This window comes from Kaistia sp. MMO-174 (genome assembly GCF_037147815.1).
Taxonomy (GTDB): Bacteria; Pseudomonadota; Alphaproteobacteria; order Rhizobiales; family Kaistiaceae; genus Kaistia; species Kaistia nematophila.
Map to the genome: position 1 here is coordinate 1 of NZ_JBBCUO010000009.1, position 12,439 is coordinate 12,439.

Annotated in this window: 11 protein-coding genes; 3 read left to right on the plus strand and 8 right to left on the minus strand. The window is 66.1% G+C overall.

Going from position 1 to position 12,439, the window contains the following annotated elements; genetic code table 11:
• Nucleotides 1-175 precede the first annotated feature (175 nt).
• From WFK98_RS26250 to WFK98_RS26260, 3 genes are all read left to right on the plus strand, one after another.
• On the plus strand, nucleotides 176-1,606 hold the full coding sequence (locus WFK98_RS26250) for a homospermidine synthase (RefSeq protein ID WP_266340157.1): 1,431 nt from the start codon (nucleotides 176-178) through the stop codon (nucleotides 1,604-1,606).
• Between the two features lie 404 nt (nucleotides 1,607-2,010).
• Nucleotides 2,011-2,163: a DUF1127 domain-containing protein gene (locus tag WFK98_RS26255; protein ID WP_336802369.1), complete on the plus strand. Its 153-nt coding sequence runs from the start codon at nucleotides 2,011-2,013 to the stop codon at nucleotides 2,161-2,163.
• A gap of 511 nt (nucleotides 2,164-2,674) precedes the next feature.
• Complete coding sequence (locus WFK98_RS26260) at nucleotides 2,675-3,037, plus strand: hypothetical protein (protein ID WP_336802370.1); 363 nt, start codon at nucleotides 2,675-2,677, stop codon at nucleotides 3,035-3,037.
• Nucleotides 3,038-3,110: 73 nt separating this feature from the next.
• On the opposite strand, the gene WFK98_RS26265 is transcribed toward WFK98_RS26260, so the two are convergent.
• From WFK98_RS26265 to WFK98_RS26300, 8 genes are all read right to left on the minus strand, one after another.
• Nucleotides 3,111-4,094 carry a WD40 repeat domain-containing protein gene (locus WFK98_RS26265; protein ID WP_336802411.1) on the minus strand — a complete coding sequence of 328 codons (984 nt, stop codon included), beginning with the start codon at nucleotides 4,092-4,094 and terminating at the stop codon, nucleotides 3,111-3,113.
• A 119-nt stretch (nucleotides 4,095-4,213) separates the two neighbouring features.
• Nucleotides 4,214-5,296: a CobW family GTP-binding protein gene (locus WFK98_RS26270; protein WP_266340159.1), complete on the minus strand. Its 1,083-nt coding sequence runs from the start codon at nucleotides 5,294-5,296 to the stop codon at nucleotides 4,214-4,216.
• Nucleotides 5,297-5,587: 291 nt separating this feature from the next.
• Complete coding sequence (locus WFK98_RS26275) at nucleotides 5,588-6,574, minus strand: dipeptide ABC transporter ATP-binding protein (RefSeq protein WP_266340160.1); 987 nt, start codon at nucleotides 6,572-6,574, stop codon at nucleotides 5,588-5,590.
• Entirely contained in the window at nucleotides 6,571-7,578 is a 1,008-nt protein-coding gene (locus WFK98_RS26280; RefSeq protein WP_266340161.1) for an ABC transporter ATP-binding protein, read from the minus strand. The genes WFK98_RS26275 and WFK98_RS26280 overlap by 4 nt, the downstream gene beginning before the upstream one ends.
• A 1-nt stretch (nucleotide 7,579) precedes the next feature.
• Nucleotides 7,580-8,485, minus strand: a complete 906-nt coding sequence (locus tag WFK98_RS26285; protein WP_336802371.1) for an ABC transporter permease subunit — start codon at nucleotides 8,483-8,485, stop codon at nucleotides 7,580-7,582.
• On the minus strand, nucleotides 8,475-9,485 hold the full coding sequence (locus tag WFK98_RS26290) for an ABC transporter permease subunit (RefSeq protein ID WP_266340163.1): 1,011 nt from the start codon (nucleotides 9,483-9,485) through the stop codon (nucleotides 8,475-8,477). Before WFK98_RS26290 ends, WFK98_RS26285 begins: the two co-directional genes overlap by 11 nt.
• A gap of 182 nt (nucleotides 9,486-9,667) precedes the next feature.
• Nucleotides 9,668-11,257, minus strand: coding sequence for an ABC transporter substrate-binding protein (locus WFK98_RS26295; RefSeq protein WP_266340164.1), 1,590 nt, complete (start codon nucleotides 11,255-11,257; stop codon nucleotides 9,668-9,670).
• Nucleotides 11,258-11,403: 146 nt separating this feature from the next.
• The gene (locus WFK98_RS26300) at nucleotides 11,404-12,330 is read right to left on the minus strand and encodes an NAD(P)-dependent oxidoreductase (protein ID WP_336802372.1); all 927 of its coding nucleotides are present in this window, start codon (nucleotides 12,328-12,330) and stop codon (nucleotides 11,404-11,406) included.
• Between the last annotated feature and the right edge of the window lie 109 nt (nucleotides 12,331-12,439).

Genomic DNA, 12,439 nt, shown 5'->3' on the forward strand with positions numbered 1-12,439 from the left:
GGGGGTGCCCCGCCGGGGGGGGCTGGCCCTACTCGATCCGCGCCTCTGGTTTTTCGCCGTGTTCGGTGGTGGGGTATGGGGGGGCTGCCGCCCCACCCTCCCCGACTGTTTGTCTGTCACGAAGGAAGGGTACGGTACCCCACTTGTTGATTTCGACTTTGAGGAGTGTCTCGCTATGACGAATTGGCCTGTCTACGGTCGCATCAACGGCCCCGTGGTCATCATCGGCTTCGGTTCGATCGGGCGAGGTTTCCTCCCGCTGATCAAGCGCCACTTCGCGCTGGACCAGCCGCAGATCACGGTCATCGAGCCGAGCAGTGAAAACGTCGGACTGATGGCCACCTATGGCGTGAAGCACGTCAAGGTCGCGCTGACGCGGGAAAACTACCGCGAGATCCTGACGCCGCTTCTCGGCGCGGGCGGCTTCTGCGTCAACCTCTCGGTCGACACCTCCTCGCTCGACATCATGAAGCTGGCCCGCGAGATCGGCAGCCTCTACATCGACACGGTGATCGAGCCGTGGCCGGGCTTCTATTACGACCACAAGGCCGATCCGGCCTCCCGCTCCAACTATGCGCTGCGCGAGGAACTGCTGGCCGAAAAGCGCGCCAGCCCGGGCGGCCCGACCGCGGTTTCCTGCTCGGGCGCCAATCCGGGCATGGTATCGTGGTTCGTCAAGCAGGCGCTGCTCGACGTGGCGCGCGACCTCAACATCGAGCATGACGAGCCGAAGACGCGGCGCGAATGGGCGGCGCTGATGCAGGCGACCGGCGTCAAGGGCATCCACATCGCCGAGCGCGACACCCAGCGCGCCCGCGTCGCCAAGCAGCTCGACACCTTCGTCAACACCTGGTCGGTCGAGGGCTTCATCTCGGAGGGCCTGCAGCCGGCCGAGCTCGGCTGGGGCACGCATGAGCGCTGGATCCCGGACCATGCCCGCACGCATGACACCGGCTCGGGCGCGGCGATCTTCCTGCTCGGCCCCGGCGCCGATACGCGCGTGCGCTCCTGGTGCCCGACGCCCGGTCCGCAGCTCGGCTTCCTCGTCACCCACAATGAGGCGATCTCGATCGCCGACCATTTCACGGTGCGCGAGGGCGGCGAGGTCGTCTACCGGCCGACCTGCCACTATGCCTATCACCCGTCGAACGACGCGGTGCTGTCGCTGCACGAGATGTTCGGCCGCGCCGGCCAGCGCCAGTCGAAGCAGCACATCCTCTCCGAGGAAGAGATCATCGCCGGTCGCGACGAACTCGGCGTGCTGCTCTATGGCCACGCCAAGAACGCCTACTGGTATGGCTCGCGGCTGACGATCGACGAGGCGCGCGAGAACGCGCCCTACCAGAACGCCACCGGCATGCAGGTGACGTCGGCGGTGGTCGCCGGCATGGTCTGGGCGCTCGAGCATCCGAACGCCGGCATCGTCGAGGCGGACGAGATGGACTATCATCTCTGCCTGCGCATCCAGCGGCCCTATCTCGGCACCGTCGAGGGCATCTACACCGACTGGACGCCGCTCACCGATCGGCCGGGCTTCTTCCCGGAGGATATCGACGAGAGCGATCCCTGGCAGTTCCGCAACGTGCTGGTTCACAACCTCGGCTGATCGCCGTTTCGCAACGCTGTTCACTATCGAGACCGGGCCACTGGCCCGGTCTTTTCTTGTGCGCTCGACGGAGCGGGGCGGGCGCGGCGTGCGCATCGCCCAGGAAATGGGCAGGCGGCCGTCGTGCCTCGACATGCGCCAGCGTCATGTCTTGACCGATTTGGCGCCCGCCTCCCGGCGCAATCGGCAGCCAGGTGCCGCAATCCGGCCATATCGCTTAATGGTGCGGCGCAATATGACACGAGAATTAATGCTGCTCTGCGTTGCGCGCATCGCTGGCATGAGCAATTTCGCAGTGCTCAATCCGGAAGCAGCAGCCTATATCAGCGTCAACAAGAACGGCGACAGAGAAATCCGGCGCCAGTTCGACAGAGATCACACCCTATCCCAAAAGGACGTCCGAAATGGCTATGAACATCCTCGCTTCCTACAAGACCTGGCGCAAGTTCCGCGAGACCTACAACGAGCTTTCCCGCCTGAACAACCGCGAGCTTGCTGACCTCGGCATTCACCGCGGCGAGATCGAGCGGGTCGCCAAGCAGGCTGTCGGCTACTAATACTTCCGACACCGAGCGATACTTCAGACTGCAAGGAATTCGCAGGGATCTTCCTCCCCTCCATGTCCCTGCGATCGGCGCCGAGCTGACCTCCTCCCCGGCAAGGCGCCACCCTTAAAACGCCCGTCGACCTCCTCCCCGACGGGCGTTTCCTATTTGACGCCATGCGTCAGACGCCGGCCGACGCGACCGAGTTCAGAGCCTTCTCCTTCGGCTCCCGGTCGCGCGCCGGCGTCATCTTTTTCGGCCTCCGCCTTTTGCCCTCGCGCGCATCCTTCGGGGCCTCCCGACTTCCGCCACCCGCCGATCGGCCAGATTGCTGATTGCGCCGAGGCGAAAGCATCGTCCAGGGGTTGAGGGCACGATCTTCCTGGGATCGACTGTCGATCTTCTTCCTTAGAATGATTTTGACTTGGCTTCCGTTACGTCGTAACCGCGTTCGGGGGGCCAGAGCCAAGAACGAGTCGGCCCCGTTTCGTCGGAGGGGTTCGACATGCCAAGAATAAGCCAGATGTTTATCGGCACGGCCGTGATCTATGTCATCGTCGGCATGATCGGCGGCATCATGATGGGCGCCAAGCAGGACTTCACGCTGGCCCCCGCGCACGCGCATCTCAATCTGATCGGCTGGGTGTCGCTTGCGCTGATGGGCTTCTACTACAACGCCAATCCCGCCAAGGCGGCGAGCCGGCTAGCCCTGATCCAGTTCTGGGTGTCGACGATCGGCCTCTGGATCATGATCCCGGGCCTCGTGCTGACGCTGAAGGGACTGCCTCCCGGCGAGGGAATCGTCATTCTCGGCTCGCTGATCACGCTGATCGGCATGGTGCTGTTCGCCGTGTCGATCTTCCGCCCGGTGCCCAGCACGCGCTGACGCGCAGGGCGCACTTCCTTAGCTCTCCCGGAGGGAGAGGTGAAGAAAGCCACGGACAAGCGCCTTGCCGGCCTCAGCCGGCGAGGTCGATCACGCCGGCTTCGCCGCCCTCGGTGCCGAAGGCGAGGCGGACGCCCTTCCGGTCCCAGGCGAGCGCGCTGACCGGGCCGCCCTCGGCCGGCTTGCGCAGGATCGCCTCGTCGCTGTCGGCGAAACGCACGGCCAGAACCATGCCGTCCTTGTAGCCGATCGCCACGACCTCTTCGGTGGGGTGACAGGCGACGAAGGTGACGATCTGGTCGCGGGTGCCGAGTTGCAGCGGCTGCTTGCCCATCGGGCCGTCCTTGAAGTGGAACGGCCAGAGCACGGCCATTTCCGCGCCCGACGTCGCCAGGAAGCGGCCCTTGGCCGACCACGACATCGACTTCACCTTGCCGGGATAGCCGGACATGCGCATGTGGCCGCCGCCATCGGCGACGCGCCAGCCATGCAGCGAATTCTCCTGCATCGAGGTGATGACGTTCTTGCCGTCCGGCGAGAAGGTGACGCCGAGATGCGAGCCCTTCCATTCGAACTCGGTCGGCTTCGCCTCCGTGCCGATCCACCAGAGCGACACGCCGTTGTAGCGCGCCACGGCGAGACGAAGCCCCTTCGGCGCAAAGGCGAGGCCGGCGGCGGTGCGCTCATGCTCGAGCACGCGCTCCTTGCCATTGGCGAAGCGGACGAAGACCTGGCGGCCGCTCGCATAGGCGATGACGCCGTCCGGGCCGCAGGCGACCTGGTCGATCCACTTCTTCGGCTGGACGGCGATTTCCTCGACATGGCCGCTGGCGTCGATCGCCATGACGCGGCCGTCATCGCCGGTGGTGATCAACCGCTCGCCATCCTGCGTGCGGGCGGCGGCGAGCAGGCCGCCGGAATGCACGCCGACCTTCTCGGCCGCGGGGCCGTCGACCCGCGCGACATGGCCGTCGCCGAGCGCAAAGACCGGCTCGTGACCGAGGAAATCGGCGGCGACGACATAGGCGCCGAGCGGGAAGGACTGGATGGTGGGCAAGAGACGGTTCCGGTCGATGTCGGGCGTGGTGTGGCGAGTGGTCATCCCGGCGGGCCGGGATGACGAAATGCTCGGGCCGGCGCGGAGTGCGCGCCGCCCCTCATGCCGGGCGTTCCGCCTCAGGCGGCGACGAGGCAGTCCTCGAAGCTCTTGCGAAGGGCTGCCTCATTCAGCTTGCGGCCGATGAAGACGAGGCGGCTCTCGCGCTTCTCGCCCTCGGCCCAGGGACGCTGGTGCGTGCCCTCGATGATCATGTGGACGCCCTGCACGACATAGCGGTCGGGGTCCTTGTCCATCGACAGGATGCCCTTCAGGCGAAGGATGTTCGGGCCTTCGGTCTGGGTGATTTCCTGGATCCAGGGGAAGAACTTGTTCGGATCGAGCGAGCCGCCGCGCAGCGAGACGCTGAACACGGATTCGTCGTGGCGCGGATGATGGTGGTGATGATCGTGGTCATGATGATGGTGGTGATCATGGCCATGATGGTCGTGGTCGTGATGGTCGTGACCGCAGCCGCAATTCTCGTCATGGACGTGATCGTGGTCGTGATCCTCGCCCTCGAGGAATTCCGGGTCGAGAGTCAGGATGCGCTCGAGATCGAAGGCGCCGCGATCGAGCACCTTGGAGAGGTCGATGGCGCAGCGCTCGGTCCGGTAGATCGTCGCATGCGGATTGATGTCACGGATGCGGTGCTCGACGGCGGCCAGCTTCTCGGCGTCGACCAGGTCGGTCTTGTTGAGAAGGATCACGTCGGCGAAGGCGATCTGCTCCTCGGCCTCCGGCGCGTCGTCGAGCCGGGTCAGCAGGTTCATCGCGTCGGCGACGGTGACGACCGCGTCGAGGCGCGACTTGGCGCGGACGTCGTCATCCATGAAGAAGGTCTGCGCGACCGGCGCCGGATTGGCGAGGCCGGTGGTCTCGACCAGGATGCCGTCGAAGCCGCCGGGGCGTTTCATCAGGCCCTCGACGACGCGGATCAGGTCGCCGCGCACCGTGCAGCAGACGCAGCCATTGTTCATCTCGTAGATCTCTTCGTCGCTCTCGACGATGAGGTCGTTGTCGATGCCGATCTCGCCGAACTCGTTGACGACGACGGCGTATTTCTTGCCGTGGTTTTCCGAGAGGATGCGGTTCAGCAGCGTCGTCTTGCCGGCGCCGAGATAGCCGGTGAGCACGGTGACCGGGATCTGGGTTTCCGTCATGAAATGTCTCCGGCGCGGAACGTCAGCCCGCGCAAAAGGGGGAAGAGGTTGCCGCCTGATATAAGGGATGTCGGCGCCGATTGCGATGGGGTGGAACGGATGCGGCAAAACGAGGGCCCTCACCCCGGCCCTCTCCCGCGAGCGGGAGAGGGGGCGCTGACGATCGGCCGCGAGGTCGATGACGGGGGCCGTTGGGCCGGCGTGACCGACAGCGTTGAGACGGGGCGCCATGGGCTCCCTCTCCCGTACCCGGGAGAGGGTTGGGGTGAGGGGCTCGTACCTCGTCGCCACCTATGAAGCGGCGGCGTCGCGTTCCACCGCCCAGCAGGCGACCTCCGTGTCGCCGTGGAAGCGCAGTTCCGGCCGGTCGACGCGGCATTTGTCGAAGGCGAGCGGGCAGCGCGGATGGAAGGCGCAGCCCTTGGGCGGGTTGAACGGGGATGGCAGCTCGCCCTTGAGGCGGATCCGTTCGCGCTGGCGTTCCGGATCGGCCATCGGCGTCGCCGAGAGCAGCGCCTGCGTATAGGGATGCAGCGGCTGCTCGAACAGCTTTTCCCGCGGCGCGCGTTCGACGACGCGGCCGAGATACATGACGAGGATCTCGTCGGCCATGTGCCGCACGACCGACAGGCCGTGGCTGATGAAGAGGTAGGACAGGCCGAGATTTTCCTGCAGCTCGACCAGCAGGTTGAGCACCTGCGCCTGCACCGAGACGTCGAGCGCGGAGACGGGCTCGTCGAGGACGAGAATCCTAGGCTTCAGCATCAGCGCGCGGGCGATCGCGATGCGCTGGCGCTGGCCGCCGGAGAACATGTGCGGATAGCGGTCGGCGTGTTCGGGACGCAGGCCGACCCGCTTCAGCATGTCGAGCACCGCCGTCTTGCGCTGGTAGGCGTTCATCTCCTTGCGGTTGATGATCAGCGGCTCGGCCAGCGCATCGAAGATCTTCTGGCGCGGATTGAGCGAGCCATAGGGGTTCTGGAAGACGATCTGCACCTCGGTGCGCAGCTTCCGCAGAGCCGCCTTGTCGGCGCCGACGATGTCCGTGTCGCCGATCACCAGCTGGCCGGCGCTCGGTTCCTCGATCATGGTGACGAGGCGGGCGAGGGTCGACTTGCCGCAGCCGGATTCGCCGACGACCGCCAGCGTCTTGCCGGCCTGAAGCGTGAAGCTCGCCTCGGCGAGCGCCCGGACGGTGGCGGCGGGCTTGAAGGCGCCGCGGGCGACCGAATAGTAGCGGGCCAGCTTGCTGGCCTCCAGGATGACGGGCGCGTTCATGCCGCGACCTCCCTGCCTTCGGGATGGGGATGGCCGATCGGGCGGCCATGCGTCAGCGGATAATGGCAGAGCGCGAAGCCCGCCATCGCGCCCTGGCGCGGCGGCGCCTTGGTGCGGCAGCGATCGGTGGCGAAGCGGCAGCGCGGCTCGAACAGGCAGGCCGGCGGCCGGTCGAACTGGCCGGGCACGACGCCGGGGATCGACGGCAGATGCCTGCCGGTCGCGCGCTCCGGCAGCGCCGCGAGCAGCGCCGCCGTGTAGGGATGATGCGGATCGGAGAACAGCGGGCCGACCGGCTGCTCCTCGATCTTCTGCCCGGCATAGTGGACGGAGACCCGCTCCGCCGTCTCGGCGACGACGCCCATGTCGTGGGTGATCAGCACGAGGCCGGTGTCGGTCTCGCGCTGCAGCGAGACGAGCAGCTCCAGGATCTGCGCCTGGATGGTGACGTCGAGCGCCGTCGTCGGCTCGTCGGCGATGATCAGCTTCGGCCGGCAGGCGAGCGCCATGGCGATCATCACGCGCTGGCTCATGCCGCCGGAAAGCTGATGCGGGAAGGCGGAAAGCCGGCGCTCGGGATCGGGAATGCCGACGGCGTTGAGGAGCTCGATCGAGCGCTGGCGGCGCTCGCTCTTCGACAGGCCGAGATGCACCTTCAGGCTCTCGCCGATCTGGTAGCCGACCGTGAAGCACGGATTGAGGCTCGACATCGGCTCCTGGAAGATCATCGCCATGTCCTTGCCGACCAGCCGGCGCCGCTCGCGCGGCGAAAGCGTCAGCAGGTCGCGGCCGTCGAAGGCGAGCGTCCTGGCGGTGACCGTGGCGGTCCAGGGCAGGAGCCCCATCACCGCCAGCATGGCGACGGACTTGCCGGAGCCCGATTCGCCGACGATCGCCAGGATCTCGCCGCGATCGACGGTGAGCGAGACGTTGTCGACGGCGCGGAACTGGCCGCCGGCGGTCTTGAAGTCGACGGAGAGGTCGGAAATTTCGAGAAGCGGCATGTCAGCTCCTCCGCATCTTCGGATCGAGCGCATCGCGCAGGCCGTCGCCGACGAGGTTGATGGCAAGCACGGTGATCAGGATGGCGAGGCCGGGTTCGGTGACGATCCAGGGCGCCGATTGCAGGAATTCGCGCGCCGAGGCGAGCATCGCGCCCCATTCGGGCGAGGGCGGCTGGGCGCCGAGGCCGAGGAAGCCGAGAGCCGCCGCCTCGAGGATGGCGTTCGAGATGGTGAGCGCCGCCTGCACGATGATCGGCGCCATGCAGTTCGGCAGCACCGTCCTGAACATGATGCGAACCGTGCCGGCGCCGCCGACGCGGGCCGCCGTCACATAGTCGCGTGTCTTCTCCTGCAGCGCCGAGGCCCGCACCAGGCGGACGTAATAGGGCAGGTAGACGACGGTGATGGCGATGATCGTGTTGGTCAGGCTGGGGCCGATGATGGCGACGATGACGATGGCGAGCAGCAGGCTCGGCACCGACAGGATGACGTCCATCGCCCGCATGATAACGATTGAAGGCCAGCCGGGGGCGAACGCCGCGACGAGGCCGAGCACGATGCCGACCACCATCGAGGCCAGCACGACGGAAAGGCCGATGAACAGCGACAGCCTGGCGCCGAAGATGAGGCGCGAGAGCATGTCGCGGCCGATCTCGTCGGTGCCGAGCAGGAAGGCGCGGTTGCCGCCTTCGACCCAGGCGGGCGGTATGCGGGTGAACTCGCGGAACTGCTCGGTCGGCGAATAGGGCGCCAGGAAGTTGGCGAAGATGGCGACGAAGACGAGCAGGCCGAGGATGATCAACCCGACCAGCGCGGCGCGGTTCTCCGAGAAGTCGCGGAAGAAGCTGGCGAAGGGGCCGGGCGGCGCCTTCGGCGCGGCGAGGGCGGCGGTTTTCTCAGCGGGCATGGCGGATCCTCGGGTTGAGCACGCCGTAGAGAAGGTCGACGATGATGTTGATCACGATGACGATGCCGGAAACCAGCAGGATGCCGCCCTGCAGCACCGGATAGTCGCGGCGCTGGATCGATTCGATCAGCCAGGAGCCGATCCCGGGCCAGGAGAAGATGTATTCGGTCAGCACCGCGCCGGCCATCAGCGCGCCGACCTGCAGGCCGATCACGGTGACGACGGGGATCAGCGCGTTGCGGAGCGCATGCACGCCGACGACGCGGAACGGCGACAGTCCCTTGGCGCGGGCGGTGCGGACGTAGTCCTCGCCGAGGATCTCGAGCATGGCCGATCGGGTCATGCGGGCGATGGTGGCGAGCGGGATGGTGCCGAGCACGATGGTCGGCAGGATCAGGTGCGACACGGCCGAGGCAAACGCGCCTTCCTCGCCGGACAGCCAGCTGTCGATCAGCATGAAGCCGGTGACGGGCTCGAAATAATAGAGCAGGTCGATGCGACCCGAGACGGGTGTCCAGCCGAGATCGACCGAGAAGAACAGGATCAGCAGCAGGCCCCACCAGAAGATCGGCATGGAGAAGCCGGTCAGCGCCGCGCCCATCAGCGTGTAGTCGACGAAGGAGCCGCGCCGCGTCGCCGCGATCACGCCGGCCGGAATGCCGAGCACGGTGGCGAAGATCATGGCGCAGATGGCGAGTTCCAGCGTCGCCGGGAACAGCGTCGTGAATTCGGTCAGGATCGGCGTCTGCGTCGAGATCGACGTGCCGAAATCGCCATGCGCGATCTGCCAGAGATAGTCGAGGAACTGCTTCCAGACCGGCTGGTCGAGACCGAGCTCATGGCGGAAATAGGCGAGGCGTTCGGCCGAGATGCCGCGCTCGCCGGTACGGGCTTCGACCGGGTCGCCGGGCACGAGCCGGATGGCGACAAAGGTCAGGAAGGCGATGGCCAGGAAGGTCGGGATGACCAGGAGCACGCGCCGGACAATGAAACTGAACATGGTGTTTACCGCCTGGAAGGCGAGGCAGGGAGCCGTGTCACTGCCGTCATCCCCGCGCGAAGGCGGGGATTCATCCGGCCCCGCGCGGGGCCGGATGAATCCCGGGGCAAGCGATCGCCTCAGCCATCGCCTTGTCCCGGGACGACGGAGGTGTGGTGCGCCTCCGTCCTCGTCGTCGCTTGCTACTCGAGACCGACTTCCGCGAATTCGCGGCGGCCGAGCGGGCTGACCTTGTAATTCGTCACGTTCTTGCGGATCGGTTCGTAGACGACCGAATGCGCGATGTTGAAGACCGGCGCTTCTTCATGCGCGATCACCTGCATCTGCTCGTAGAGCTTGGCGCGCTCGGCGACGTCGAAGGTCGACTTGGCCTTCTGGAAGAGTGCCTCGAAGTCCTTGTTGCACCACTTGGACAGGTTCTGGCCGCCGGGACGGGCGCCCTCGCAGCCGAGCAGGAAGAAGAAGTTGTCGGGATCGCCGTTATCGCCGCTCCAGCCGAGCTGGCCCATCTGGTGCTCGCCGGCCTGCATGCGCTTGCGGTATTCGCCCCATTCGAACGAAACGAGATGGGTCTTGATGCCGACCTTCTCGAAATCGGCCTGCATCAGCTCCGCGACGCGCTTGGCGTTGGGGTTGTAGGGACGCGTGACGGGCATCCACCACAGGTCGCTCTCGAAGCCTTCCTGGACGCCGGCGGCCTTCAGCATTTCCTTGGCCTTGGCCGGGTCGTACTTGTAGGGCTCGATGGCGTCGTTGTAGCTCCAGATCGTCGGCGGAATGAAGTTCTTGGCCGCCTGGCCAGCGCCGCCATAGACGTCCTTGATGATCGTCGCCTGGTCGATCGCCATCGTCAGCGCCTGGCGCACTTCCTTCTTGTCGAAGGGCGGCTTGGTCACGTTGAAGGCGAGATAGGCGATGTTGAGGCCGGGCTGCGACAGCAGGTTGACGTTCGGGTCCTTGCCCATGGCGTCGAGGTCGGCCGGGTTCGGGCCGATCATAACCTGGCACTCGTTCTTCTGCAGCTTGGCCCAGCGCGCCGTCGGATCCTTGGTGATCGCGAAGACGAGGTCGTCGATCTTGGCCTTCGGGCCCCAGAAGTCCGGGAACGCCTTGAAGCGGATGACGGCGTCCTTCTGGTAGGCGACGAAGGTGAACGGGCCGGTGCCGATCGGCTGCTGGTCGACCGTCTCGGGCTTGCCCGCCTTCAACATCTGGTCGGCATACTCGGCCGAATGGATGGTGGCGAAGTCCATGCCGAGATTGGCGAGGAAGGGTGCGTTCGGCTTGGTCAGCGTGAACTTGACCGTGTAGTCGTCGAGCTTGTCGATCGACTTCAGCAGCGTCGGCATCTCCATGTCGTTGAAGTAGTCATACGCGCCGCCCGACACCTTGTGGTAGGGATTGTCTTCCTTCCACATGCGATTGAACGAGAACAGCACGTCGTCGGCGTTGAAGTCGCGCGTCGGCTTGAAGATCTTCGACGAATGGAACTTCACGCCCTTGCGCAGATGGAAGGTGACTTCCATGCCGTCGGGCGACACTTCCCAGCTCTCGGCGAGGCCGGGGCGGATCTTCGTGGTGCCCGGCTCGAACTCGACGAGCTGGTTGAACACCGGCCGGGCGGCGTCGAAGGACGTGCCGGTGGTATTGACCTGCGGATTGAAATTCTCGGGGCTGCCTTCCGAGCAATAGACCAGCGTCTTGGCTTCCGCCATCGAAGCGATGCCGGTGACAAGCATGGTTGCCGCCAACAGGCGGGCAAATTTCTTCATTCCTCAACTCCCCTGGCACGCGCCATCCAAAGCGCTTTCAGCCCGCCCTGCAGTCGGGTTCCTTTTGCTGGAACCTCGGTTTGGCGGGAAAGCCCCAATCCAGCCGAGGCGCGTCACTATTGCAAGAGGGATTTTTTGCCGGATGATCAAGGACCGAGCGCGCCGCGCACCTTGGCGACGATCGCGGCCGAGGAGCGCAGGTGCGATTCGAGCGTCAGGTCGGCGATCCTCGGCGTCAGGATCAGGTTGGGGACGGCGGCGAAGATCGACCCGGCCTCGCTGTTGAGCGGCTCGATCTCGAAGCCGTCGAAGGCGGCGCCGCGCAGGCGGCCGATGGCGAGCATGTTGGCGACGGCCGCCTCGTCGACGACGCCGCCGCCGCCGACCGAGATCACCACCGCGCCCGATTTCATCCGCGCCAGCGCGGCTGTGCCGATCCGGCCGACGAATTCCGGCCGCGCCGGCAGATGCACGCTGACGACGTCGGAATCGCCGAGCAGGTCCTCGAAATCGACCCGCTCGACCTCGTTCCAGACCGGGTGCGCCGGCTTCAGGAACGGATCCCAGCTGATGACGCGCATGCCGAGCGCGCGGGCGCGGAGCGCGGCGGCGCGGGCGCCGAAATCGAGCCCGACCAGGCCGAGCGTCCGGCCGCCGATCTCGCGGCCGACGAGATGGCCGCGCGGCCACTTGCCCTGCATCACGTCGCGGGTGGCGAAGAAGGCGCCGCGCGTCAGCATCATCGCGCTGGCGACGACATATTCGCCGATGGCGTCGGCGATCATGTCGGGCGCGCGGACGATGGCGACGCCGCGCGCCTCGCAGGAAAGCATGTCGATATTGTCGGAGACGGGGCCGACCTGGCCGATGACGCGCAGGTGCAGCGCCTTGGCGATCAGCGGCACGTCGACCACTGTGCGGTCTCGGATGATCAGCGCGCGCGCCTGGCGCACCAGCCGCGACAGGCCCGTCAGGTCGCTGCCGAGCGTCGGCTCATAATGAACCTCGAAGTCGCGGGAGAGATCCGCGACCGCGTTCTTGTGGATGAATTCGGAAATGACAATGTCGACCACGCCCGCCCCCGGGACAAACGCTGGGGCCGATGCCGTCGCGCTGCGCCTTCATGCTAGCAACAGACACGGGACATTCCCAAGCGTTTTCCCGAGTGTTTTCGGTCGAATT

Bases quoted from the DNA above. Each gene is read 5' to 3' on its own strand.
- WFK98_RS26250 (WP_266340157.1), top strand. From the start codon at position 176: ATGACGAATTGGCCTGTCTACGGTCGCATCAACGGCCCCGTGGTCATC.
- WFK98_RS26255 (WP_336802369.1), top strand. From the start codon at position 2,011: ATGGCTATGAACATCCTCGCTTCCTACAAGACCTGGCGCAAGTTCCGC.
- WFK98_RS26260 (WP_336802370.1), top strand. From the start codon at position 2,675: ATGTTTATCGGCACGGCCGTGATCTATGTCATCGTCGGCATGATCGGC.
- WFK98_RS26270 (WP_266340159.1), bottom strand. From the start codon at position 5,296: ATGACGGAAACCCAGATCCCGGTCACCGTGCTCACCGGCTATCTCGGC.
- WFK98_RS26275 (WP_266340160.1), bottom strand. From the start codon at position 6,574: ATGAACGCGCCCGTCATCCTGGAGGCCAGCAAGCTGGCCCGCTACTAT.
- WFK98_RS26280 (WP_266340161.1), bottom strand. From the start codon at position 7,578: ATGCCGCTTCTCGAAATTTCCGACCTCTCCGTCGACTTCAAGACCGCC.
- WFK98_RS26285 (WP_336802371.1), bottom strand. From the start codon at position 8,485: ATGCCCGCTGAGAAAACCGCCGCCCTCGCCGCGCCGAAGGCGCCGCCC.
- WFK98_RS26290 (WP_266340163.1), bottom strand. From the start codon at position 9,485: ATGTTCAGTTTCATTGTCCGGCGCGTGCTCCTGGTCATCCCGACCTTC.
- WFK98_RS26295 (WP_266340164.1), bottom strand. From the start codon at position 11,257: ATGAAGAAATTTGCCCGCCTGTTGGCGGCAACCATGCTTGTCACCGGC.